The following is a 24,822-nucleotide window of genomic DNA, read 5'->3' on the forward strand; positions in this document are numbered from 1 at the left end:
CCAGCGGCGTCGGGGTGGGCTAGACTTGGCGTCCCACCCCGATACTGGTCCCGCCTGCGTCGCCCGCGATGTTTCTGATCGACACGCTGATCCTCGCGACGGGCGTTCTGCTGCTCCTTGGCATTGTCTCGAGCAAGGTCTCGTCGCGGCTGGGGGTGCCGGTCCTGGTGCTGTTCCTGATGATCGGCATGCTGGCCGGCTCCGAAGGGATCGGCGGGATCGAGTTCGAGAACTACCGGCTCGCCCACGCGATCGGCACGGTCGCCCTAGCGCTGATCCTCTTCGACGGCGGGTTGAGCACGTCGATGTCGTCGGTCCGGCTGGCGTGGAAGCCGGCCGCCATGCTAGCAACGGTCGGCGTGCTGATCACGTCGGTCGTCGTCGGGGTGGCGGCGATGTGGGTCCTCGGCGTGTCGCCCCTGCAGGGGCTGTTGCTGGGGAGCATCGTTGGCTCGACCGACGCGGCGGCCGTCTTCTCGGTCCTGCGGTCGGGCGGCGTGAACCTGTCGCGCCGGCTGACGTCGGTGCTCGAGCTCGAGAGCGCGTCCAACGACCCGATGGCGATCTTCCTGACGATCGGCTGCATCGAATTGTTGCTTGGCCGTATGTCTCCCGGCGTCGGTTTGCTGGGGCTGTTCGTCGCTCAGATGGCGATCGGCACGCTCTGCGGGCTCATCGGGGGCTATGTCGCCGCCTGGGTGGTGGACCGCATCGAGCTCGACGCGTCAGGGATGTACCCGGTGCTGGTCACGGCGTCGTGCTTCTTGACGTTCGGCATGGCGACGCACCTGGGGGGGAGCGGCTACTTGGCCGTCTACCTGGCCGGCTTGGTGATCGGGAACCGACCGCTGGTCTTCAAACGGGGCGTGCGGGCCTACCACGATTCGCTCGCTTGGCTTTCGCAAATCGTGATGTTCGTGGTGCTGGGGCTGCTCTGCTTCCCGAGCCGTCTATGGGCCGTCTCGGGCAAGGCGCTGCTGCTATCCGCTGTGCTGATCCTCGTGGCCCGGCCGCTGGCGGTGGTCGTCTCAACGTTGCCGTTCAAGTTCTCTTGGCGAGAGACGGTGTTCATCTCGTGGGTCGGGCTGAAGGGGGCGGTGCCGATTACACTGGCGACCTTCCCGCTGATGTTCGCGACGCCCGACCACGCGCTCCAAGCGGCGGTGCTGTTCGATGTGGTGTTCTTCATCGTCGTCGTGTCGGCCGTCGTGCAGGGCGCCGGGCTCACGCCGGCGGCGCGGTGGCTGGGGCTCGAGCATCCGCCCGCCCCGGTCGCCCCAGTGACGCTTGAGATCAGCTCTTTGAAGCATGTCGAAGGGGAGGTGGTCGACTACGCCGTCAGCGCCGACTCGCGCGCCGCGGGCCGCAAGGTCAAGAACCTCGGTCTCCCCGAGGGGGCGGTGATTGCGATGATCGCCCGCGGGACGCAGATCATCCCGCCCCAGGGCGCCACCCGCGTCGAGGCGGGCGACCACGTGATCCTCGTGCTGCGTCCCCGCATGCGGACGCTGGTGAATCGGGTGTTCGCCCCCGCGGGCGACTCCGATGGCGCCCTGACACCTTCCTTTGAGTTCCCCCTCCGCGCCGCAACCACCGTGGGCGAACTGATCGAGCTCTATCAATTGCCGCTAGAGGGTCCCAGCGACAGGACGCTGGTCGAAGCGATCAGCCAGCATTTCGGCCGTTACGCCGAGCTCGGCGACTCGGTTTGTTACGGGACGGTGACGCTCCGCGTCGATCGCGTCGGCGACGGCGGCGTGGTCGAGATCATCGCGATGTCGGTGGTCACCGAACCGCCGGCGAGCCGTCCTGTCGGGAAGAAGAAACCCCCGTCGAAGGACGCCAAGCCCGGTCCCGGCCCGGTGGCGTGAGACACGCGACGGCTCACCACCACGTCCAGACGAGCCACCGGCCAACGCCCAACAGCGCGTCGAGCAGGATTACAAAGCCGATGAGCCGCACCGCGTCGGCGTCCTCGAAGGTCTGGGCCTCGTTATGCGTCATGTGCGAGTAGCCTTGGCCGCCGAGCGTGTACCACGACACGAACTCATTCGGGCCGACGACACACGCCAGACCAACGAGCGCCCAGGCGATCATTCCCCCGTCAGCGACCAGTTGGTCCAACGGCCATTGCCGCCAGACGACCAACGCGAAGAGCGCTAATCCAACTAAAGGCAGGCCGTAGAGCCGCAGGTTGGGGAGCAGCCAAGCGGGCGTTTTCATCGGCGACCTTCGGGCGGGTTTTGTGACGCCGGTAGTTCGCTGGGGGTGGTGGAATCTTGCCGCTTAGTGAGCCGATTTCTCGGCGGCGGCCTGGATAGCGGTCCACGGCGCCTCAAAGCCAGGCTCGCGTTCCGCCGGCTCGGCGGGCCGCTCGGGACCGACTAGTTCATAACGCGCCCGAGAGACGACAATCCGCTCGATTGTCGACTCATCCGTGGGCAATTCGCCGGCGTCGCGCCACGCCTCGACGAAGCGCGCGAGCACCTCGGTGGCGCGGGCTTCGTCGACGGGGATTTCGATCAGCGACTTCATCGGCGCGACGTAGCGGGCCGAACCGAGCATTTCACGCACCGGGTCGTCGTCGAGCGGCAACCGCTCGCCATCGATGGTGACCGCCTCGAACTCGGGCCAGACGACCGAACGCCCTTCGATCTGGTCGAACAGCGGGTAGCAGGCGAGCGGCCACGACTTGTGTAGCCGGCCGGCGCCGAGGACGCATTGGCCCAGCAGGATCGTGCCGGCGACCACGGCGAGCGGCTTCCACGACCAGCGGCGTTGCGGCGACACCTGGCCGGCGCCCTTCGTAGCCGTTGGCACGCGGCACGCGCGGCTGTCGGCGACGCGGCGGTAGACCTTCCAGCCCATCGCGGCGACCGGCGGCAAGTAGATCACCGGCAGCGTCAGCCACAGCAGCGGGACCCGCCAAGCGATTTTCTGATAGGCGTCGAAACCTTTCGCCGTCCCCCATTCAGCGGCTCCCCCGTCCCCCGCCCCTCGTCCCTCTACCCTCCACGCCGCGTGCATGTCTTGCATCAGAGCCGCGTCTTCCAGGAAGCCGAGCCCGTCGTCTTCGACGGCCGACCGCTGCAGCGCGTTGACCGGCTTGAGCTGTTGGAGCCAGTCGAAGACGCCGAGCACCGCCATGGTCCGCCGACACAGGCCACAGTTGCCGTCGTAGAGGACGCGTATCGGTTCGCCCAGCAGCCGGCGGCCGACCCAGCGCAATAACCGTTGCCAATCGACGAACATCACGTACATCACCTGGAGGGTAATGAAGCTGATGTTCATCAACAGGTTGGTGAGGTTGTGGAACGTCAGCCCCATCATGGCCCAGACGGCGCGCGAACGCTTCCAGAGCAGCGCGATCGGCAGACCGAGTTCGAAGACGACCGCGAACAGCGCCCCGCCGACGCCGGAGAAGGGCGCCTTGTGCAGCGGGATCGGCGGCGTGTAGGTCTCCAGCTCGAACCACTTCTGCAGCATGTGGTTCTCGAGGTTGTTGCTGAAGACCCACTGCGGGCCGTTCGAGGCGACCTTCCAGAAGCCGGGGAAGAAGTAGACCGTCGCCAGCACCAGCATTGCCAGGCGGATCGGCAGGCCGTACCGCACCGCCCGATGGGGCGGGGCGACGACGCCGCGGTCGGCTCCCCGGAAGGCGCGTACGATGGCGTCGATCGACAACGCGTCGCCGCACTGCGAACAGGCCAGCACCGCGCCGATCAACAGGAGGTGGTGCAGGTGGTTGACCTTCCCCGACAGCTGCGGGATGCCGATCAGGTAGACGCCGAGCAGCACGCTGACAACCGTCGTCGCACGCGTCAGCACGCCGAAGACCGCCAGGACCGTGGTCACGGTGGCGATCGTCAAGAGCGGCGTCACTACCTCGGGCGTGATCGGTAAGAACTGGTAAAACCAGCCGGCGATCAACGGGAACTGGTACATCTCCCGCGGCCAAGCGGCGTACGTTTCGATCAGCTCGGTGCGCAACAGGTAGAGCAGCATGCCGAAGACCGCGATCCGCAGGACGGCGAGGTTGAGCGGCGCCGACGACGCGAACAGGAATCGCTTGAAGCGCCGCCGCACGCTCGGCAGGCCGATGGCGCAGCCGGCGACGCCGGCGAACAGCGTGGCGAGCGCCGAGGCCTTCGTTGCGTAACCCCGGCTCCAGGCGGCGTACCACTCGCGGCTGCCGTCGAGTCCGGCGCCGACGCGGTAGGCGCGGTGATTGGCGATCTTCGTGTTGAGCCAATCGCTCGACTCGCCGTCGAACGCCGACTCAATGAGCGGCGGAACGGCGAACTGGCTGCCGACGACAACGGCGAGCCAACCCAGCGCAAGGACCGCGAGGGCGATTTTTTGGAAGGTCGAGAGCGACCGGTCGCGGGGCATCGGCGGGGCGGGGGTCGGGGCGAGGGACCCTTACTCTAATTCATTTCGCGCCCTCCCTGAAACAACCGCGACAGAACGCCTCGGTTCACCCCTGCCTCAGCGGCGTCCAACCGTCTCAACCGTTACTTTCGGGTCGCCTCTTGCATTTCGGCGAGCTTCTCGTAACTCAGGTCGCCGGTAAAAGTCGTCCAAATCCGGGCCGTCTTCTTTAGCTCGGTCACCTTCGCGTTGATCGCCTTGTTGAAGCGGTCGTCGTAGAGGTCCTTGCGGATCTGGCCCTGGACCTCGCGGAACGGCGTCGGCCCGGCGTCTTTCCGCTCGATGACGCGGACGATGTGGAAGCCCATCGGCCCTTCGAGGATCGGGCTCATTTCGCCGGCGGAGAGGTTGAACAGCGCCTGATCGACCTCTTGCGAGGCGAGCGACCCCTTGGTGGTCCAGTCGTGGGCGCCCCCCTCCTCGGCGGTGAAGCCGTCGGAGTTCTCGGGGGCGATCGCGGCAAAGGCCGGCTCGCCCGCCGCCGCCGCGCCGCTGGCCGCGTAGGCGGCGTTGCCGAGTCGCGCCAGCGCGGCGTAGGCCTCGCTCTTCGAGGGATGGTTGTCGAACCGCACCATCAACTCTTCCCAACGCACGCGGTCCGGCTCGGCGTAGTCGGACTCGTGTTCGCGATAAAAGTCGAGCATCTGCTCGTGCGTCACTTCCTTGCTGATCTTGACCGCTTGCTGCAGCCAACTGCGGGCGATCATCGTCCGGAAGAAGTCCTCGCGGCGTTCGCTGAGCGACGTTCCCAGATCGAGTAAGCGCTCTTCGAGCGCCGCGCGGTCTTCGACGCCGACGCTCTCGATCAGGCGGGGGACCTCGCCCTCCTCAAAGGGAATCTCGAGTTGCTTCTTGATTGCGCCAACGTCGGCCTGGGGCGCGTTGCTGCGGAAGTCGGCGTACAGCAACGCCATCTCGATGCGGCTGACCACCAGGTTCTGGAGCAGGTCCTCGCGCGCCTTGGCGAACAGCGGCGACTTGATCAGTGCCTCGGTCTGTTCGGGCCCGAAACGTTGCTCGAACATCAGCCGCACCTGCCAGTCGAGCTCGCACGCCAGGATCACCTCGCTGTTGACGCGGGCGATCACCTCGCACGATTCCATCGGCTGGACTTCGACCGGGCCATCTGCGCAGGCGGCCGTGGGTCGCATGGCGACAACGTACCCAAGCGTAAGAATCGCGACCGCCACGCGCCACGCCGCCCTACCGAAACGAATTGCCCCACCGTTTAGCAGGCGCGGCTCGCGGGGATTGGCGGCGTCGAGTTGGTTCACAGTCGAATCCACGAATTGGCGACGAGTGGCCCATGCCGGCCCCTTGTCGTCTGGTCGTTGCGGTGAAAATAGCGGCGGAGTCTAGGCGGCGGCCGTTCCGCCCCGCAAGAGCGTTTCCGCTAGCACCAACAGCCCGTTCGGCGTGTCCGCATCCGGGGGAATGGGCAGGTACGCCTCGCTAGCATCCGCGATCCGCAGGCGCCCTTCCGACGACTCGACGAGGCGCCGGATCGCGGGCCGCTGGGTGTACCCGAACACGAGGTACTTCCCTTCCCGACGGATCGACTGCACCCCCCACCCGTGGGCGGCGACCCGCAGACGGGCCAGCTCGATCAGCCGCTCGGCCGGCGGTGGCGGGGCGCCGAAACGGTCGACCAGCTCGTTGAGGAAGTCCTCGACCTCCGCGTCCGAACCCGCCCGCGCCAGCCGACGGTAGAGGTCGATGCGGTCACGCTGGTGGCCGACGTAGCCGGCCGACAGGAACGCCTCGCTCGGCAGGTCGATGTTGACGTCGACCGACAGCCGCGGCGGCAGCTGCTTCAGCTGGCGGACCGCGTTCTCAAGCAGCGAGCAGTAGAGCTCGTAACCGACCGTGGCGATGTGTCCCGACTGCTGGGTCCCCAGCAGCGACCCGGCGCCGCGGATCTCGAGGTCGCGCATCGAGAGGGCGAACCCCGCGCCGAGTTGGCTGAACTCCTCGATCGCCCGCAGCCGCCGCGCCGCCTCGGGCGACAACCGGCGGTCTTCGTCGACTAGCAAGTAACAGTACGACCGGCGGTCGCAACGCCCGACGCGGCCGCGCAGCTGGTGGAGGTCCGACAGGCCGTAGCGATCGGCGTCGTCGATGATCATCGTGTTGGCGTTCGGGATATCGAGCCCCGACTCGATGATCGTCGTCGCCAGCAGGACGTCGTACTCGTGCTGGACGAAGCGGGTCATCACCTCCTCGAGCTCGCCGTCCGCCATCTGGCCGTGACCCACGCCGATCCGCGCCTCGGGGACGATCTGCTGCAGCCGGGCGGCGATGTTGAGGATGTCGTGCACCCGGTTGTGGACGAAGTACGCCTGCCCGTCGCGGTCGAGCTCGCGCAGCAGCGCGTGGCGGATCATCTCTTCCTGGAAGCGGGTGACGCGGGTCTCGACCGGCAGCCGATCGGCCGGCGGCGTCTCGAGGTTCGAGATGCCCCGCACGCCCAGCAGCGCCATGTGAAGCGTACGTGGGATCGGGGTTGCGGTCATCGTCAGCACGTCGACCATCGACCGCAGGGCTTTGAGCCGCTCCTTCACCGCGACGCCGAAACGCTGCTCCTCGTCGATGATCACGAGGCCCAGGTTGGCGAAGTCGATGTCGGCCGAGACAAGGCGGTGCGTGCCGATCAGCACATCGACGCCCCCCTCCTTCGCCGCGGCGAGGGTACGCTTCTGTTTGCCGGCGGAGATAAACCGGCTCAGCCCCTCGATCACGAAGGGGAACTCCGCCATCCGCTCGCGGAAGGTGCGGAGGTGCTGCTCGGCGAGGACGGTCGTCGGCGCCAGGACGGCGACCTGGTAGCCGGCGTCGATCGCCTTGAAGACGGCCCGCATCGCCACTTCGGTCTTCCCGAAACCGACGTCGCCACAAAGCAGGCGGTCCATCGGCCGGGGGGATTGCATGTCCTCCTTGATGGCGGCGACGGCGGTCTTCTGGTCGGGCGTCAGCTCGTAGGGGAACGCCGCGTCGAACTCGCGCTGCCACTCGGTGTCGTCCGGGTAGCGGATGCCTGGCCGCGCGTCGCGGCGGGCCTGCACCTCGAGCATGTCCGAGGCGAGGTCGCTGACCGCTTCCTCGGCCGCCTTCTTCTGGCGTTGCCACGACTTGCCGCCGATCTTCGCCAGCGGCGGTTTGAGCTTTTTGCCGCCGACATACTTCTGCACCAGCTCGATCTTCGAGCATGGCACGAAGATACGCGTGCCGCCGTCGTACTCGACTTCCAGATGCTCTTCGGCGCGGCCCTCCTTCTCCACGAGCTTCATGCCGCGGTAGCGGCCGATGCCGTGGGCGACATGGACGACGAGGTCCCCCTCGCGGAGCTCAAGGAACGAGTCGATCGCCCGCCCCGTGATCGCCCGGCCCCGTTGGCGCGAGACCTCGCGGCGGTTGAACAACTCGGACGAGCTGAGCACGAGCGTCTTTTCGCCGACGAACCGGAAGCCGCCGGAGAGCCCGCCGAGGGCCAACTCAAGCCGCCCTTCGATGGCCAGTTTCGAGTCGCTCAGCAGTTCGCGGAGCCGATGGATCTCCGCCTCGGTGGGGCAGACGATGACGACGCGTTGCCCCTGGCCGATCGTTTCGAGCTCGTCGCGGAGGCGGTTGACGTCCCCCCCCATCGCCTGGCCGCTGAGCCGCTCGACCGACTCGAAGGCGAGGTGCCCCGTCTCTTCGAACGACCCGGCTGGCACGCCGGCGAGCGTCACCGACGGGTGCTTGAAGACCTCGGCGAGGGTCATCCGCACGCTGTGCAGTGTCGCCGGGTTGAGGGACCGCTCGTGGAAGAACTTGCCTTCCTCCTCGAGGTCGGCCGGCTCGATCAGCGCGAACCAGGCGTTCTGACCCGCGGGGCCGGCCAGGTGCGCCGTGAAGTGGGCGCGGCCCGGTTTGGTTGGATCAAGCATCGTGACCGACGTCTCGGCGAGCGTCGCGACGCTCCGCTGGGTCGCCGCATCGAACGAACGGATCGACTCGATCTCGTCGCCGAACAGCTCGATCCGCACCGGCCGCTCCGCCTCGGGGGCGAACAGGTCGACGATGCCGCCGCGGACAGCGACCTCGCCCGGCAGCTCGACGGCGGTCGTCCGGTGGCAGCCGTGCGCCACGAGCCACTTGCACAGCTCCTCGACGTCGATCGTCTCACCGACGGCGAGCCGGCGGGTCGCTTCGGCGATGGCGTCGGGCGTGGGGGTCGGCTGCAGCAGGGCCTGGATGCAAGAGACCACGATCCGCGGCGCGCCCTCCAGCGGGCCGTCGAGCGTCTTCAGCGTCCGCAGCCGCGCGCCGAACGCGTCGTCCGAGACGCGGCGGTCGGCGGCGTCGGTCTGCCACGCGGGGAACATCGCGACCGTCGCCGGATCGCTGACAAAGTTCGCCAAGTCGGCCGCTAGCGGGACGACGTCGCTGAGGTGCGGCAGCAGCACCACCAGCGGCCCGGGACAGCGCTGGGCGAGAGCCGCCGCGACGAGTGCGCGCGACGATCCCCAGACGCCGCCGAGCGTGCCGCCGTGGCCTGCGTTGAGGCTTTCGGCGACCCGGGCGAAGTCCGCGTCGTGGGTCAGAGGTTCGGTCAGCCGGGTCAGCACGGCGGCGGCGCTGGGGGGCGCCGGGCCGGTGGGGGCTTGAGGAGCTTCGGTGCTCACGGAGTCACTATAGGCGGAGCCGCCACGGCGGCGAATGGCCCCCCGGCGACGGCTGACGGACGGAAACCCGACCGTTACAATATCTAGAATCTCGTTAGCCAGCCCCGGAGTTAGCCATCACATCACGACACCGAATCCAATTCCCTCCCGTCGAATCCGCGACGCTCGGCCAGGACGAGGTCTTCTTCTACCTCGTTGAGAACGGTGACCGGATCCGCCTGCGGTTCCACGACTACGACGCGATCTACCGCCGCCCCGGCCTCTACGAGCAGGTTTTTTACGACCGGCTCCAGTGCAACTCGCCCCGGGTGGTTGGCGACCTGCTGAAGTTCGCGGTCGAATCGGCCGGCGAGAACCTCACCAAGTTGCGTGCGCTCGACCTTGGCGCCGGGAACGGCATCATGGGCGACGTTCTCAAGCACCACGGCATGGCCCGGGCGGTTGGGGCCGACATCATCCCCGAGGCGCGTGACGCGGCCTACCGCGACCGCCCCCATGTCTACGACGAGTACTACGTCAGCGACTTCACGGACCTCGACGAATCCGACCATGAGCACCTTGCCGAGTGGTCCTTCAACTGCCTGACGTGTGTCGCGGCGCTCGGTTTCGGCGACATCCCCGCCTCGGCGTTCTTGCAAGCGATGCAATTGATCCAGTCGGGCGGTTGGGTTGCTTTCAATATCAAAGAGACCTTCCTCGACAAGAGCGACAATTCCGGTTTCTCTCGGCTGATCCGCGAACTGATATTCTCCGAGTTCCTCGACTTGCATCAGTTGCAACGCTACCGTCACCGGCTTGCGATGGACGGCTCACCGCTCTTCTACTTCGCTCTGGTGGCGAAGAAGAACGCGGACATCCCGGCGTCGTTTCTTGAAGAGCACGGCTTCGCCGGGGCCTGACTCGTTTCGGCGTCTCACAGCGGGAGCGGTCGTATCGCCACCAACCGATCGGATAGGACCCGCCCGACAGGCGAAGGCCCCCCCGGGAGCCCCGCGGCGCCCGCGCCGTGGCGCCACTACGCGGCCATCGCCAGTTTGATCCTGGCCGGCGAGGCGGTCTTCATCCCGCCTTTCCACCTCGGTCGCTACTTCAAATCGAGCCTGCTCGGCACGCTCGAGATCAATGAGTTCCAGCTCGGCGAGGCCCAGGCGCTCTACGGCGTTGTCGCCATGGCGTGCTACGCGCTCGGCGGGCCGTTGGCGGACCGGTTCGCGCCGAGGCGTCTGCTGGCGTTGTCGCTGCTGCTAACCGCGGGGGGCAGTCTTTGGATGGCGACGGTCCCCAGCCTGCTGGGGTTGAAGCTGCTCTACGCGTTCTGGGGCGCCTCGACGGTTCTCGTCTTCTGGGCCCCCTTGATCCGGGCTACGCGCGAGTGGGGGGGCGAGCCCGCCCAGGGCCGCGCGTTCGGCCTGCTCGATGGCGGGCGGGGGCTGGTCGCGGCGCTCGCGGCGAGTCTTGCCGCGTCGGGCGTCATCGCCGCGCTGGGCGCCGACGCGCTTGACGACCCGGTCAGTCAGCGGACCGCTTTGCAGGGACTCGCCGTTTTCTACGCCCTTTGCTGCGTCGGCGCCGCGGCGGCGGTCTGGTTCTTTGTCGGAAACGATCGCCCCGAGGACACCACCGACCAGGACGACGCCAACGCCCGCCGCCGGGCGCCGCTCGCCGACACGCTATGGTGCCTCCGCCAGCCGACGATCTGGTTGCAGGCGGTGGTCGTCATCGCCGCCTACAGCGCCTACAAGGGCTTTGACTTCTACGGCCTCTACCTGGAAGACGCGGCGGGGGTTTCGAAAACCCGTTCGGCCGAGCTGACGAGCTACCTCAACTACCTGCGGGTGGTCGCCACCTTTGGCGCCGGGCTCTTGGCGGACCGGATCGGCAGCGTCGCCACCGTCGTGGCGGGCTGCTTCGCCGTTTTGATTGGCAGCTACGCCTGGCTGCTGACCGGCGGCGGGGGGTACGCGGTGATTATCGGCGTGCTTGCCGCGGCGAGCGCCGGGTCGTACGCGCTGCGGGGGATCTATTTCGCCCTGCTCCAGGAGTCGCGGTCGCCCCGGCGGCTGACCGGCGCCGCGGTGGGGGTGATTTCGTTCGTCGGCTTTACGCCCGACATTTTTATGCCGTGGGTGAGCGGGTGGCTGGTCGCCTCGGCCCGCGACGCGGGCGACGTCCTGCTCGGCTACGAGCGGTTTTACGGCCTGCTGGCCGGGCTCGCCGCGGTCGGATTGGTGGCGGCGCTGCTGCTACGCCGCCGGGCCGCCAAGCAGTACGATTAGCGGCCCCGATCCCCTCGACCCACCGACCACCGCGTCGTCCTATGCCGCAGTTCGCTAGCTCGATCAATCAGTACCCCGGCCGCGCCTCGCTCGCTTGGTACGCGCTGCTTATCGTCGTCGGCACCGCGGTCCTGTTTCTTATTACCGCTTGCGCGGCGTCGCCCGACCGGCCGATCTCGTTCCTCGACGCCTTGTTCACCTCGACCAGCGCGTCGTGTGTGACGGGCCTCGCGGTGCGGTCCACCGTGCACGACTTCTCGTTCGCCGGGCAGGCGGTGATCCTCGGGCTTATCCAGCTCGGCGGCATCGGCATCATGACCGTGACGACGTTCATCGTCGTCCAGTTCAACCGCTCCGGCAGCCTGCGGCAGCGCAAAGCGATCGCCGACACCCTCGGCGCCGGCGAGGGGGGCGACCTCCGCGTCATTTTGCGGAACGTGCTCGCGATGACCGCGGCGTTCGAGCTGGGCGGCTTCCTGCTGTTGGTTGGCTACAACCAAGCCAACTTCGCCCGCTTCGAGGAGCTCGGCGTCTGGACCTCTCGTGGCGAAGCAACCTGGCACGCGCTGTTCCACAGCGTCTCGGCATTCTGCAACGCCGGGTTCTCGCTGCACGATCAGAGCCTCATCCCTTTCGCCGACAGCTTTGTCGTCAACGCGACGATCGGGCTCCTCGTTGTCGTCGGGGGGCTCGGGTTCCCTGTCGTGAACGACCTTTGGAAATGCCGGAAGAAGCCAGCGCCCGACCGCTGGGGTTCGCTCCAACTGCACTCGAAGATCATGCTGATCGGCACCGGGGTGCTGCTCGCCTTCGGGTTCATCAGCTTCCTCGCCCTGGAGCACGACGGCGTGCTAGCCGAGGACCCCTTCTTGGTGCGGATCTACAAGGCGGCGTTCCACAGCGTCACGTGTCGGACGGCGGGATTTAACACCGTCGAGATCGCCGAGCTGACCAACGCGATGCTCTTCATCAGCATCTTGCTGATGATGGTCGGCGGCGGGCCGTGTAGCACGGCGGGTGGGTTCAAGGTCTCGACGGCCGCCATCATCGCCCTGCGGGCTTGGGCGACCTTCCAGGGCTACACCCGTGTGAATCTGTTCCGCCGCACGCTGCCGGTCGCCAGCGTCGAGCGCGCCGTCGCCACGGCGATGCTTTTCGTCACGATGGGGGGCGTCGCCCTAACGGCGCTGCTCGTGATCGAGCAATCGGAATTCGGCCACCGTGGGTCGTCGGGCCTCTTCCTCGAGATGTTGTTCGAGGTGATCTCGGCGCTCGGCACGGTCGGGCTTTCGATCGGTCTCACGACCGACCTGAAGGACCCCAGCCGTGTCATCATGGTCCTGCTGATGCTGATGGGCCGGTTGGGCCCGATCACGGCGTTCGCGGCCCTCTCGCACGGCGCCCGTACCGAGCCGGTCGAGTTCCCCAACGAAGAACCGATCGTGGGCTAGTCCCCCTGGTCGGGCGTGGCGCCTCGCCAGCCGCCGGCGTCCGGCGCATGATGAGTGGCTGACGCCCACGCCCCCGAGGGGGCGCCTTTCAAGTCCTCCGCCTCACGCCTCAAGCCACTGCATGGCCGAACACAAGCAATTCGTCGTTATCGGTCTCGGTTCCTTCGGCGGCGCGCTCGCCGAGCGGCTTGGCGAGAACGGTTGCCGCGTCACCGGCATGGACCAGAGCAAGGAACGTGTCGAGTCGCTCAAGGACGTCCTCTACGAGGCGGTGATCGGCGACGCCCGCGACCGCGACTCGATCGCCCACCTGCCGGTCGCCACGGCCCACGCCGTCGTCATCAGCATGGGCGAGGACATCACGCAGTCGCTGCTGGCGACGCTCCACGCCCGCGACCTTGGCGCGAAGCAAGTGGTCGTCAAAGGCGTCACCGACGAGCACGCCCGCATCCTCAAGAGCCTCGGCGTGAACCGGGTGATTTTCCCCGAGGAAGAGATCGCCCGGCAGCTGGCGGACCAGATGACCTGGCCGAACGTGCTCGACTTCTTGCCGATCGACCCCGAGTACAGCTTCGTCGAGGTGGCTTCGCCCGACTTCTGGGCCGGCAAGACGATGCAAGAGCTCGACCTACGGCGCAAGCACAACATCTGGATCGTCGGCGTCAAAGACGCCCTCACCGGCAAGCTGCAGATGTTCCCCGGTGGCGACTACCGCCTCTCGGCCGACCAGGTGCTGCTGGTCGTTGGCAAGCAGGTCGACGTAAACAAGCTGAGCGACTTCCGCTGAGGCGGCGCCACACAACGCCCTAAGCCGCAATCTGTCGGCTCTGCTCCCTCAACAGCTTCTTCTGATAACGGCCCTGCACGACGTCGATCAGCACCATCGTGACGATCGTGAAGTAGAACGTCGTCTTGCTGAGCGGCTCGACCGGGTAGTTGAACAGGTGGAGGTGCGCCAGGTGCCCCCCTTCGCCCATCAGCATGACGCCGACGATCAACAGCACGAACAAGCCGAGCACCTCGTAGAGCCGGTTCTTCTTCAAGAACTCTGACACGCCGTCGGCCAGGGCGATCATCAGGATGCCGCTGATGATGATCGCGGTCGCCATCACCCAGAAGACCTTGGTGAGGGCCATCGCCGAGAGGATCGAGTCGAACGAGAACACCAGGTTCATCAGCACAATGGCGGTGATGATCGCCGCCTCGGAAGACTTTTCCTTCTCCAGCCCGTGCGCCAGGTCCTCGATCGCCAGCAGGTGCATGATCTCCTTGAGCGCCGTGTAGAGGATGAACACGCCGCCGAAGAGCACGATAATGGCGTGCAGATTGAACGACCCCGACACGACCGAGCCGACGGGGCTCTCCTCGGGGAGCGTCAACAGGGGCGTCTGGAACGAATCGATCGCTTTGACCAGCACGAACAGCAGCACGATCCGCAGCACGACGGCCAGGGCGATGCCGATGGTCCGCACCCGCTTCTGACTCGCCGCGGGGGCGCGCTTCGATTCGAGCGAGATGTACAGCAGGTTGTCGAAACCGAGCACGGCCTGCAGCATCACCAGCATGCCGAGGGTCATTAGGTTTTCGATCACAGCGGGCGGCTCCAAGAAGAACGGACGGGCGAGTCCGTAGTTCTAGGCGCCCGACCGCCGCCCCGCCAAGGGAGATCGCCGGCAAACCAGCGAGCCGCCAGGCGTCAGCCGGCGGAGTGAAGTGGGTACCCGGCGCACTCCGCCGGCTGACGCCTGGCGGCTCGCTTTTGCTAAACCCGCTCCAGAATCGTCGCGATCCCCTGCCCGGCGCCGATGCACATCGTCGCCAGTCCGACTGCCGCGTCACGGGTGACCATCGCATGGAGCAGCGTGGTGGCGATCCGCGCGCCGCTCGCCCCCAGGGGGTGGCCGATCGCGATGGCGCCGCCGTGGACGTTGACCCGCGTCTCGTCCAGGTCCAGCGTCCGCAGGCACGACAGCGCCTGGGCCGCGAACGCCTCGTTCAGCTCGATGAGGTCAATGTCGGCGAGCGCCATGCCGGCGCGGGCGAGCGCCTTCTTCGTCGCCGGCACCGGGCCGGTCCCCATGACGCAAGGGTCGACCCCCGCGACGGCCGTCACGCGGATCCGGGCGAGCGGCGTCAGGCCGAGCGCCTTGGCCCGTTCGTCCGACATCACCAGCATCGCCGCGGCGCCGTCGTTGAGGGGCGAGCTGTTCCCCGCCGTCACGGAGCCGACAACCGGCATGAAGGCCGGCTTCAAAGCGGCGAGCGCTTCGAGGGTCGTGTCGCGGCGGACGCATTGGTCGGCAGTGATCAGTTCCCGCTCGCCAGCCTCGTTGCGGCCCCAGGTGGGGATGATCTCGGCGTGGAAGTCGCCCGCGTCCTGCGCGGTGGCCGCCTTCTGGTGGCTGGCGAGGGCGAACCGGTCCTGGTCCTCGCGCGAGATGCCTTGCGACTGAGCCAAGAACTCGGCCGTGACGCCCATCATCAGGGCGCCCTTGCTGGTGTACTGCATCAACCGCGGGTTCAGATCGACGCCATCGCCCATCGGGTAGTGGTGCATGTGCTCGACACCGCCGATGACGTGCACGTCCTCGCCGCCGGCGCCAATCGAATGGGCCGCCTGGTTGAGCGCCTGCAGACTGCTGCCGCAGAGGCGGTTGATGGTCGCCCCCGCCACCGAAGACGGCAGGTCGGCCATCAAGGCGACCAGGCGCGCGACGTTGAGGCCCTGCTCCCCCTGCTGCTGGGTGCAGCCGAGCAGCACGTCGTCGATCGCCGCGCCGTCAATGCCGACGCGCTCGACCAGCGCGCGGACAACGCCGACCGCCAAGTCGTCGCCGCGCACGTCGCGATAGACGCCGCGTTCCGGGTGAGCCCGGCCGATCGGCGTGCGGACGGCGTCAACGATAACGGCGGACTTTGCCATTGCGGATTGGGGATTTCGGATTGCGGAATGAAAGAGTTCTCGATCAGGAGGGCAGCGAGCCGCGTCGTCCTCGACGCGGTGGTCACGAGTAAAACGCCGTCTCTCCATCGACCTTCTTCAGCAGCATCTCTGTCGGTTCAAAACGTTTGCCGAACGACTGCAGCGGTTCGAGGCGTTGGGCGATTTCCGCAGCGCCGACGGTGTCGGCCCAGAAGAACAGGCCGCCCCGGTGAGGCGGGAAGCCGATGCCGAGGATCAGGGCGAGGTCAACGTCGCGGGGGTCGCTGACGATTCCCTCGTCGAGGGCGCGCGTCGCTTCGAGCAGCATCGGGAAGAGCAGACGATCGATTGTCGATTGGGGATTGGAGAATTCGGATTGCGGATTCGTTGCTGCATTCCGCATTCCGCAATCCCCAATCCGCAATACTTCCTCGCTCGGCGTCCCCTTCGGCGGCTTGCCCCCCTTGCCGGGCGCCCAGTCGTAAAAGCCCTTGCCGTTCTTCTGGCCGAGGCGGTCGGCTTCGACCAGTTGGGCGACGATCGGAGCCTGTTCGATGCGGTCACCGAGCGCCGCGTGCAGCACCCGACCCGCATGCAGGCAGGTGTCGAGGCCGACCACGTCGTGCAGTTCGAGCGGACCCATCGGCATGCCGAAATCCTTCGCGGCGCGGTCGATCGTTTTGATCGGAACGCCCTCGCTCACCATCAAGGCGGCCTCGTTCATGTACGGCATCAGCAGGCGGTTGACGAGGAACCCGGGCCCATCGTTCACCACGACCGGCGTCTTGCCGAGCTTTTTGGAGTACGCGACGAGCCGTTCGATCGTGTCGTCGCTGGTCTTCGCGCCGCGGATCACCTCCACCAGCGGCATCTTGCGGACCGGGTTGAAGAAGTGCAGCCCGGCAAAGTTCTCAGGCCGTTCTAACCCTTCGGCGAGGGTCGTAATCGGGATTGTCGAGGTGTTCGATGCGAGGATCGCGTCGTCTTGCAGATGCGGTTCGATCTCGGCGAAGATTTGGCGTTTGACGTCCGCGTTCTCAACCACCGCTTCGATAACGACGTCCGCCCCAGCGAGCCCGCCCGTCTCGGGCCGGGCGCCGATCATCGCGGCGCGCTCGATGGCGAGGTCGGCGCTGACGCCGCGCGTCGCCTTGTCGAACGACGCCTCGCGGACGACGCCCTCGATGCCGGCGGCGAGCGCGTCGGGCCGGTTGTCGGCGAGCAGCACACGGACGCCACGCTTGAGATTCGCGGCGGCGATGCCTTGCCCCATGATGCCGGCGCCGACGACGCCGGCTAGCGCTACTTCCCCCGACTTACGTCGAGGGCTCGCCACTTTCTGCTTATCGCCTTCCGCTGACGGCCCACTCTTCTTCGCGCGGTCGGTGAGGAAGAAGACGTTGAGCAGCGCGCGGTTGACCGGCGAGCCGAACAGCGGCGCGAAGCCGGCCGCCTCGGTCTGGCACGCCTCGTCGAGCGTTTGCTGCGACGCTTCGAGCATCACCTCGAGCGCCGCCATCGGCGCCGGGTAGTGCCCCTTCGTCTTCTGCTGGATGACCGCCGCGGCGGTCGCGCCGAGGAACGCCAGCTCGGTCTCTGACTGGGGGATCGCCGCGGACCAGCGCTCGCGGTCACGGCGCCATCCGCCGGACGCCTGCTCGGCCTCGATCATCCGCACTGCGGCGGCGATAAGTGGGAGGTGGGAGGTGGGAAGTGGGAGGTTGCTAGCGGTCTCTGAAGGAACTTCCGACTTCCCACTTCCCACATCCCACTTCACAATGTCGTCCGCCAGCCCCAGCTTGTAAGCTTCGACACCGCTGACGCTCTCGCCGCCGGTGACTAGTTCAATGGCGTTCGAGAGGCCGATCATCCGCGGGGTCCGCGCCGTGCCGCCCCAGCCGGGCATGAGGCCGAGTTTCACTTCGGGGAAGCCGAGCTGCGTCTTGGGCGAGTCGGTCACCACCCGGCGGTCGCACCAGACGGCGAGCTCGAGCCCGCCGCCGACGCAGACGCCATCGATCGCGGCGACGGTGACGTAGTCGCACGACGCCAGGCGGCCGAGCAGCGTCTGGCCGCGGCGGCTGGTGGCGATGATTTGGTCCTTGGGGTGGTCGAGCCCCGCGGCGAACTCGGTGAGGTCGGCGCCGGCGATGAAGACGCCCGGCTTGGCGGAGGCGAAAATCAGCCCCGCGACGCCCTCGGCGGCGTCGACCTCGTCCAGACGCCGCTCGATCTCGTCAAGCATCGCCGACGAGAGCAAGTTGGCCGACTTGCCCGGCAGGTCGAGCGTAAGCACCGCCACCCGGCCGGGGTCGGCGTCGGTTTCGATCCAATCGAGCCGAGTCGCTGCCATTCGTGCTGTTCCTGACGAGGAGCCCGCTGACGAGGAGCCAGTTAAGGGGGAGCCCAGTTAAGGGGGAGAGCCGACGCCGCTATGCTGGTACGCTGTCGCCGTGCCGGGCGTTCGCGGTCAATCTCGTAAAAGCTTACCTCGTAAAGGGTTCCTGCGTGACAACCCCCGCCGTCAAACCCGCCGCCAAGCGGGCCGCCGACCCCCGTTGGCGGCTTGCGATGGGGATGATTCCGGTGTTGGTTGGGGTGCTGATCTACCGGCTGGCGACCTCCATGCCGCTGACGCCCGAGGAAGCCCCGCCTGCTGGGCCGGTCGGAGCGGAGGTCGTGGTCTTGACGATCACACAGCCCGACGCCCCGGCGGTCGAGAAGGAAATCCCCTGGTCGGCCGGGCAGACCGTGGCGGACGCGACCCGGCTGGCGGCCGATACCGAGTGGCGGGGAGAGGGCGAAATGGCCCTGCTCGAGTCCCTCGGCGGCGTCCCGAACCAGGGCGCCGACGGTCTCAACTGGCAGTTCGAGGTCAACGGCAAGTACGCCACCGCCGGCGCCGGCGCGATTCGGCTCGAGCCGGGGGACCGTGTCTTGTGGAAACTGGCCCCGTACGAGTAGGTTCCTATCCTTCCGCTCTACCGACTCCGTCGCGTCGCCCCGCCGGGCGCCAGCGGCGGTTTTCATCTCGCCTGACCAGGCATGAGGTCTCCAAGATGTCGACGCCCCGCCGTTCACCCCTTTCCGACACGCTTCCCACGGTCGCTACCTTCGTCCTCCTCGTGACGATTGGCGTGGTGGGACGCTGGGGCCAGCCCGACTGGTGCGTCACGCCGCTGGCGGCGGTTGGCCTGCTGGCCGGTTACGCGTTGCCGCGTCGCTGGGCGATCGCCACGCCGCTCACGGCGATGCTGATCTCCGACGCCATGCTGCCGTCGTACGGGTCGCTCGGCGTCGCCGTGGCGGTCTACGCCGCGATGGCGACGGCGCCGCTGCTGGGCTCGCTGCTGCGTCGCCCGTTGCCGAGCCGCTCGGCCGGGCTAGCCCGATTGACGGCGCTGTCGCTGACGCCAGCGATGGTGTTCTTCTTCACGACGAACTTCGCCGTCTGGGCCTTCCAGTCGCACTACGCCAAGACCGCCGCCGGCCTGGCCGAGTGCTATCTCGCCGCCCTGCCGTTCCTGCGACGGATGCTGGCTGGCGACGCGGCGTTCGTCGCGGTGCTGTTCGGCGCCGCCGCCCTGGCGGGAGCGTTCTCGCTCACCGGCGCGAAGTGTCGTGAGACGACGCGTCCGGCACAGGCTTAAGCCAACCTGGAGTGTCGCCCGAGGCTAGCGCCTGCGGCTCAAAAGTCGGCCTCATTTTTGAGCCGTAGGCGCTAGCCTCGGGCAGCGGTAGTTTTCGGATGGTGATCCGGAAAAGCCCCCCCTACATCCGCGACATCGTCCGCAGAAAATCCTGCTCGAAGTCGGCGGGGGCGCCAAAGTGATCGCTAAAGGTCTTGAGGCGCCGGCGGGCCTCATCGGCCTTCGGCTCATCAGCCGGCGGGCCGTCGAGCGGGCCCCGTTCGCTTAACGCCTTGACGAACGCGACGTACGCGTCGCCGTGCTTCTTGATCAGGTAGTAGTTGAGCGCCCAGGCGTCGGCGTACGCAACGCCAGCGGTGCGTGAGTCGCGCAAGCGGTCGTCCGACGCCAGCAGGCTCGTGAGTGACGATCCGTTCCACTCGGGCAGGTGGCGCCGGAAGGTCTGTAGACGGCGGTCGTTGACGCGGCCGATGCCGCTCCAGCCGCGGCTCGACCCGGCGCCGGGCGCCTCGAAGTAGGCGGCCATTCCCTCAACCAGCCAGATTGGCAAGTCGGCGTAGCGCTCCATCAGGCCGGTGTTGAAACAGACCTGGTGGGTCGCCTCGTGGACGATAGTCGCCACCAGCGGCTCCGCCGCGGGGAGGCCGAGCATCCGGGTGATCTCGCGCCGCGACCCACGTCGCATCCCAACGCCAGCCGCGCGCAGCTCGTCGGCGCCAGTGATGTCGTACATCCGCACCCGGTTAGTCGCCATGTGGTAGTAGCCAACAGCGCCGGTCGGCACCCCCTCGGCGCGGCTGGCGGCGTTGTAGGCGGCCGCCGTGCGGTGGATGACGATGGGTAGGGGGAACGCCGGCCCTTCGAGCTCGATCCCGGCTCGGTCCCAGTACCGCACCAACGCCTTTTGCAGGCCCTCGAGCAGCGAGCTGGCCCACTCGGCGTACTCGCGGCTGGTGTCGTAGGCGACGACGTAGTGCTTGGTCGTGTGCAGCCGGAACCCGTCCGGCAGGTCGTCCAGCAGGCGCTGGCCGAGCGCGTCGGGCTCGGCGGGGGCGAACGGCGTGTCGTCGCTCGACTCGCTCAGCACGTCGTCCGCGGCGATCAGCCGCCGGGCGCCGTCGACGCTTTCGAAGAACTTGTTTCCGGACGAGTCCTCGACCACCACGCGGCCGGTGGCGGTCTGCTCGTGGTAGTCGGCGTCGGGGTAGGGCCGGTAGCGGTAGGTGAGGGTCTCCATCGCCCCCGCCAGAGCTGGCGGGAAAATGAGGAGGAGGAGCAGAGCGGCGAGCGGCAGGCGTCGGGCGGTCATCCCTCTATGGTAGACCAACCCGGCCGCCGGGCCGACAGCGGCTTGGCGCCCCCTCGAATTGGCCGATTTATTGGATGCCGTCCCGCTCCCAGGAGGGCGGGGGCCTTCCAACAATTCGGGTTCGCGCAGGTGGCCAAAACGTGCCTTGAACGTCAACGACCGCAACGAATCACACCCCGGGGGTGGAGCCCTCAGCGACGGCGCCGGGAGTGGCGCCGAGCGAGCTCGCCGTCGAGTCCGGCGTCCGTGCTGACAAGATTGTAGCGAGGGCGTGAAGTCCCTGGAACGGATCGAGTCCGCTGCCGCGTCGCCACTACGACGCGGCTAAAAAAGCGTCGCGAACGACCGGCGCCGGTTCGCGTTGGCCGCCATTCTGCAAAGAAGAATACATGCCGAAGCAACGTCGGCAGTTCCGGAACGGACCGAGGTGAGCCGCACCGACGCGGCCTAGGGACCTCCGATGAGTGGTCCACGCTCTCCGTCCGGGGTGCCGACTATCCTCAGAGGTCGTCACGACCTCAGCAGATTTGTCCTTGCTCTTCAGCGCCGCGGGCGATGCAACCGCCAGCACTAGCCCCTCCTCGTAAATGCCGGCGTGCGAGCGACCTCTGCAGGAGCTAGCCTCGCGTTGCTGATTTTTTGACGCTTGTGCCTTCAATGAATCCCAGCGACGCTAGCTGTGTACTGGAATTGCCGAGATTCGGGTGATCGAACAAGGCTCATTAGCCGTGCAAGGATCAATGGGACACTCCTTGGCATCGGCTATAATCATCCGCATGGCCGACGTCACGCACTTCGTTCTCTGTCTTGTCAATGGACGCCCGGAATGCAATTGAAGCTTTCGAGGATCGCGCTGCTCCTCTTTGTGTTACTTGCACTAACAGCAATGTGGTCAGGGTCGTTGCTGCCACGGAGTTTGATCTTCACTCCCTCTCCTAGGAACATTGAGGACCTCCGGTCGCTAGAATCACAATTTCAAAAGGTCGCGGACGCCTCTATACCAGCAGTCGTAGCTATACAACAGCCCAACTCGTCGGGGCATGCATCCGGCGCGCTAGTTTCTTCGGACGGACTGATTGTTTCGTCATTCCACGTATCCCATCGCCTTCCCTGGGATGGTGTCGCACCGATTGAGCACCTTAAACCAGGAGAAACGACCACCGTGGTTTTGGCCGATGGAAGAGAATGCAAGGCCAGACTACTTGGAGCAGACCAGACCACGGATATCTCATTGCTCAAACTGGTGGATGGCGGCCCCTACCCGTTTCTGCGGATTTCAGCAGACTCACAGCTGCATCTTGGCGATTGGGTGTTGAAGGTCGGTCACCCTGCGGGCATGCAACGAAACCGACCGCCTGTAATCCGAGTCGGGCGCGTTGTGGTTAGTGAGGCAGAGTTCTTCGTAAGCGACTGCAATGTAACTGGTGGCGATTCGGGTGGGCCTTTCATAGACCTTGATGGTGAAATCGTGGGAATCCCATCAGCTCTAGTTGCCGACGAACGAAATTATGGCATGTCGAATTACGAGTGGGCTCAACGCAAAAGCGGGTCGCCAATCCTGTCTTCGGCGATTCCTGCTCGGCACATCCTCTCGCAGTGGAACCAAATGCTTGCTGGCAAAGTGCTGCCACTAAAAGGGGACACTTCGCGCCAAAGTAGACTTTTGCAAAAAGTCGATCGGATTCTTCCCAGTGTGAATTGGATGCAAGGAGGGAGCCTCGAGAAAGCGTTCAGTTTGGCGTCGAATGATGCGAATGGTTGGGTCGTTCGTGTTCTGGATTCAAGTGGACAGCAAGTTTCGCTCGGCACTATCTGCTCCTCAGACGGAAAGGTCGTGACTGTGAACGGGACATTGCCAGATAGCCCGCGTTGTCAATTGTCTAGCGGTGAGACTTTCGATTGCGATATCGTCCGTCGAGACGATCAGTTCAAATTGGCTGTGCTCAAGATTCCCTTAGAGAGTACGACTGCCGCTAGCTGGGGAACGAGTAGCAGAAATGCGACGGTTGGTGCATTTGTCGCGGCTCCACTTTTCACCAATAGCAGCAACCAGATTCGTTTGAATGTCGGTATTGTTAGCACTCCAGAGTTGGCCCCCATGAGCGGGAGAACGTGCGAAAGTTTTGAAGTCGACATGCGTCTGCCCGACAAGTCGTTCGGTGGACCTGTGGTAAATCTTGACTGCGAGGCGATTGGAATCGCGGTACATTCAACCGTCTACGGGGCATTGGTGATTCCCGCGGCCCAAATCAGGGATCTGCTCGTGGATTCGCCAAGGTAGAGGACAACTTCGTCGTTGAAACTGCGGACGACGTTGCCGAGGTCGATTCACCGCTCCAGATTTAGTCCGTGAGTAAGTTGCCGAAGCTGGACCACCCGTTCGGAGTTGCGCCAGCAGGTAGCTCGCAGAGGCCTCCTTGCAAACAGGGGCACCTCTGCAGTTTCGGAAGACGGCACAAGGGGCCAGCCGTCCGCTTCGCATCTGGGATCGGTGGACATCACCTCAGCGAGATTCATCCGAGCTCGACCTGCCTCGGCGTGGAACGACGCACGGTCTTGCACGTGAGCCCGTCTCGATAGGCGCCCGTCTCGACAGGCAGTCGATTGCCGGTTTGCCGACCGCCAAGGCATAGGGATGGGGCTGCCGCGCCGGAGGGGCTGCGCGTCGTCGTCGGCATTTGTTGTCCCGCCGCCGCACTTTTGGTGTTCCTGGGGTGAGAGGCGTTCATGCTGCGTTCGAGTACCGGCTGGGACTCGCCCTTCTCAGCCCCCCAAGATTGTGCTGGGACGCTCCTTCGCCAAAGTGCTGGCGATCGCTTTCGGCTGCTCTCGGTCCGCCTTTTCGAAAAAAGCCAATCCGGCCCTCCGCCTCGGCCGTAACGACTGGGAATGACTCCGGGCGAAGTCGCCGCAGGCAAAGTCACTGGCAGACTTGTCGGGGCGTTTTCGTCTGGCGCTCTTCTTGCGCGTTACCGCCGATGGCAAACGACTCGCGGCCCGTCATTTGCAGTTTGCCTGCAACCTCGATGTTCCCGCACGTCCTCTCCCCTAGCGAACCCAGAACCATGCACCTCTTTCGATTCTCCGCTCCGCTAGCACTGGCGGTTGGCGCCGTCGTCGCGACGACGGCCCACGCGTCGGACCACCTCGACGCCCCCAACCTGATGGGCAACGGGCAGGTCGACGTTAACGACCTGTACGCCTTTCAGTCGCCGACGAATCCCGCCAACACCGTCCTCATCCTGACGGTGAACCCGGGCGCCGGCGTGCTCAGCCCGCGGACCTTCGGGACCGACGTCACGTACTCGTTTAAGATCGACAACACGGGCGACGCCGTCGCCGACATTAGCTACGACGCGACCTTCGGCGCTCCGGTAGCGGGCGTTCAGGCGCTGACGCTCATGGGACCCGGCGGCGTGATCGCGGCGGGCTCGACCGGCGCCACCGCCCCGACCACCGGCGGCGGGATGGTGCAAGCGGGCGTCTACGACGACCCGTTCTTCTTCGATCTGAACGGCTTCAACGACGGCTTGAACTTCACCGGCGACGATTTCTTCGCGGGCCTCGATACGTCGGCGATCATACTCGAACTCCCCAGCTCGCTGCTCGGCGGTCCGAACCTCGGCATCTGGGCGACCACCACCCAAGGTGGCAGCCAAGTCGACCGCGTCGGGCGCCCCGCGATCAACACCGTGCTGATCCCGTCGGCCCGCAAGCAAGAGTTCAACGAGGCGTCGCCCGCCAACGACTTCTCGGCCTTCGGGACCGACGTGAACTCGGCGATCGCCGGACTGAGCACCCAGTCGAACGCCGACGCGTTGACGCCGGTGCTGCTGCCGGACGTGCTGACGTTCGACACGTCTAGCGCCGCGGGCTTCCTCAACGGACGCCAGTTGGCCGACGACGTGATCGACGCCGAGCTGACGCTGCTGACCGCCTCGTCGACACCGATCGGCGACGGGGTCGACGCCAACGACAAGGCTTTCCTCGGTTCGTTCCCCTACCTGGCAGCGGCGAATATCCCCGAGCCGACGACCATCGCGATCGCCCTGATCGCCGTGTCGGGCCTCGCCACGGGACGCCGTCGCGCCTGAGCAGGGTGACGCCGGTCACGAAGT

General features: G+C 66.3%; 18 protein-coding genes. 9 read left to right on the top strand and 9 right to left on the bottom strand.

The features are described 5' to 3' along the window. Nucleotides 1–68 precede the first annotated feature (68 nt). Nucleotides 69–1,871 (top strand): potassium/proton antiporter, encoded by a 1,803-nt coding sequence (locus Pla108_RS05135; RefSeq protein ID WP_146443660.1) that lies wholly within the window; start codon nt 69–71, stop codon nt 1,869–1,871. Nucleotides 1,872–1,884: 13 nt separating this feature from the next. On the opposite strand, the gene Pla108_RS05140 is transcribed toward Pla108_RS05135, so the two are convergent. From Pla108_RS05140 to Pla108_RS20835, 5 genes are all read right to left on the bottom strand, one after another. After that, nucleotides 1,885–2,223, bottom strand: a complete 339-nt coding sequence (locus Pla108_RS05140) for a hypothetical protein (RefSeq protein ID WP_146443662.1) — start codon at nt 2,221–2,223, stop codon at nt 1,885–1,887. A 63-nt stretch (nt 2,224–2,286) separates the two neighbouring features. After that, a complete protein-coding gene (locus Pla108_RS05145; protein WP_146443664.1) occupies nt 2,287–4,392 on the bottom strand; it encodes a DCC1-like thiol-disulfide oxidoreductase family protein in 2,106 nt (701 codons plus the stop codon). A 122-nt stretch (nt 4,393–4,514) separates the two neighbouring features. Further along, the gene (locus tag Pla108_RS05150) at nt 4,515–5,705 is read right to left on the bottom strand and encodes a peptidylprolyl isomerase (protein ID WP_146443666.1); all 1,191 of its coding nucleotides are present in this window, start codon (nt 5,703–5,705) and stop codon (nt 4,515–4,517) included. A gap of 81 nt (nt 5,706–5,786) precedes the next feature. After that, nucleotides 5,787–9,095, bottom strand: a complete 3,309-nt coding sequence (gene mfd, locus Pla108_RS05155; RefSeq protein ID WP_146443668.1) for a transcription-repair coupling factor — start codon at nt 9,093–9,095, stop codon at nt 5,787–5,789. Between the two features lie 122 nt (nt 9,096–9,217). Then, a complete protein-coding gene (locus Pla108_RS20835) occupies nt 9,218–9,517 on the bottom strand; it encodes a hypothetical protein (RefSeq protein ID WP_197526255.1) in 300 nt (99 codons plus the stop codon). Between Pla108_RS20835 and Pla108_RS20840 the strand changes: the two genes are divergently transcribed. The 4 genes from Pla108_RS20840 to Pla108_RS05175 all read left to right on the top strand — a co-directional run bounded on the left by Pla108_RS20840 (nt 9,404) and on the right by Pla108_RS05175 (nt 13,609). Beyond that, nucleotides 9,404–9,994: a methyltransferase domain-containing protein gene (locus tag Pla108_RS20840; protein ID WP_390615194.1), complete on the top strand. Its 591-nt coding sequence runs from the start codon at nt 9,404–9,406 to the stop codon at nt 9,992–9,994. The genes Pla108_RS20835 and Pla108_RS20840 overlap by 114 nt on opposite strands. Before the next feature lie 135 nt (nt 9,995–10,129). Further along, nucleotides 10,130–11,371: an MFS transporter gene (locus Pla108_RS05165; RefSeq protein ID WP_197526257.1), complete on the top strand. Its 1,242-nt coding sequence runs from the start codon at nt 10,130–10,132 to the stop codon at nt 11,369–11,371. Between the two features lie 41 nt (nt 11,372–11,412). Continuing rightward, nucleotides 11,413–12,822, top strand: a complete 1,410-nt coding sequence (locus Pla108_RS05170) for a TrkH family potassium uptake protein (RefSeq protein WP_146443674.1) — start codon at nt 11,413–11,415, stop codon at nt 12,820–12,822. 121 nt (nt 12,823–12,943) lie between these two features. After that, complete coding sequence (locus Pla108_RS05175) at nt 12,944–13,609, top strand: potassium channel family protein (RefSeq protein ID WP_146443677.1); 666 nt, start codon at nt 12,944–12,946, stop codon at nt 13,607–13,609. A gap of 19 nt (nt 13,610–13,628) precedes the next feature. Here Pla108_RS05175 and Pla108_RS05180 read toward each other — a convergent pair whose 3' ends face one another. The 3 genes from Pla108_RS05180 to Pla108_RS05190 form a co-directional block, all read right to left on the bottom strand. Further along, a complete protein-coding gene (locus Pla108_RS05180; protein WP_231934293.1) occupies nt 13,629–14,414 on the bottom strand; it encodes a TerC family protein in 786 nt (261 codons plus the stop codon). A gap of 170 nt (nt 14,415–14,584) precedes the next feature. Then, the gene (gene fadA / locus Pla108_RS05185) at nt 14,585–15,745 is read right to left on the bottom strand and encodes an acetyl-CoA C-acyltransferase FadA (protein ID WP_146443679.1); all 1,161 of its coding nucleotides are present in this window, start codon (nt 15,743–15,745) and stop codon (nt 14,585–14,587) included. Between the two features lie 82 nt (nt 15,746–15,827). Beyond that, entirely contained in the window at nt 15,828–18,098 is a 2,271-nt protein-coding gene (locus tag Pla108_RS05190) for a 3-hydroxyacyl-CoA dehydrogenase NAD-binding domain-containing protein (protein ID WP_146443681.1), read from the bottom strand. Nucleotides 18,099–18,253: 155 nt separating this feature from the next. Here Pla108_RS05190 and Pla108_RS05195 point away from each other — a divergent pair, with 155 nt between their 5' ends. After that, complete coding sequence (locus tag Pla108_RS05195; RefSeq protein ID WP_146443683.1) at nt 18,254–18,709, top strand: DUF4430 domain-containing protein; 456 nt, start codon at nt 18,254–18,256, stop codon at nt 18,707–18,709. A 95-nt stretch (nt 18,710–18,804) separates the two neighbouring features. After that, on the top strand, nt 18,805–19,395 hold the full coding sequence (locus Pla108_RS05200) for a DUF6580 family putative transport protein (RefSeq protein ID WP_146443685.1): 591 nt from the start codon (nt 18,805–18,807) through the stop codon (nt 19,393–19,395). A gap of 121 nt (nt 19,396–19,516) precedes the next feature. On the opposite strand, the gene Pla108_RS05205 is transcribed toward Pla108_RS05200, so the two are convergent. Further along, entirely contained in the window at nt 19,517–20,704 is a 1,188-nt protein-coding gene (locus tag Pla108_RS05205) for a DUF1570 domain-containing protein (protein WP_146443687.1), read from the bottom strand. Nucleotides 20,705–21,590: 886 nt separating this feature from the next. Here Pla108_RS05205 and Pla108_RS05210 point away from each other — a divergent pair. Beyond that, nucleotides 21,591–22,985, top strand: coding sequence for a trypsin-like peptidase domain-containing protein (locus tag Pla108_RS05210; RefSeq protein WP_231934354.1), 1,395 nt, complete (start codon nt 21,591–21,593; stop codon nt 22,983–22,985). A 784-nt stretch (nt 22,986–23,769) separates the two neighbouring features. Further along, nucleotides 23,770–24,798: a DUF4331 family protein gene (locus tag Pla108_RS05215; RefSeq protein ID WP_197526258.1), complete on the top strand. Its 1,029-nt coding sequence runs from the start codon at nt 23,770–23,772 to the stop codon at nt 24,796–24,798. Nucleotides 24,799–24,822: the final 24 nt, after the last annotated feature.

The sequence above is a fragment of the Botrimarina colliarenosi genome (genome assembly GCF_007859955.1).
Classification (GTDB): domain Bacteria; phylum Planctomycetota; class Planctomycetia; order Pirellulales; family Lacipirellulaceae; genus Botrimarina; species Botrimarina colliarenosi.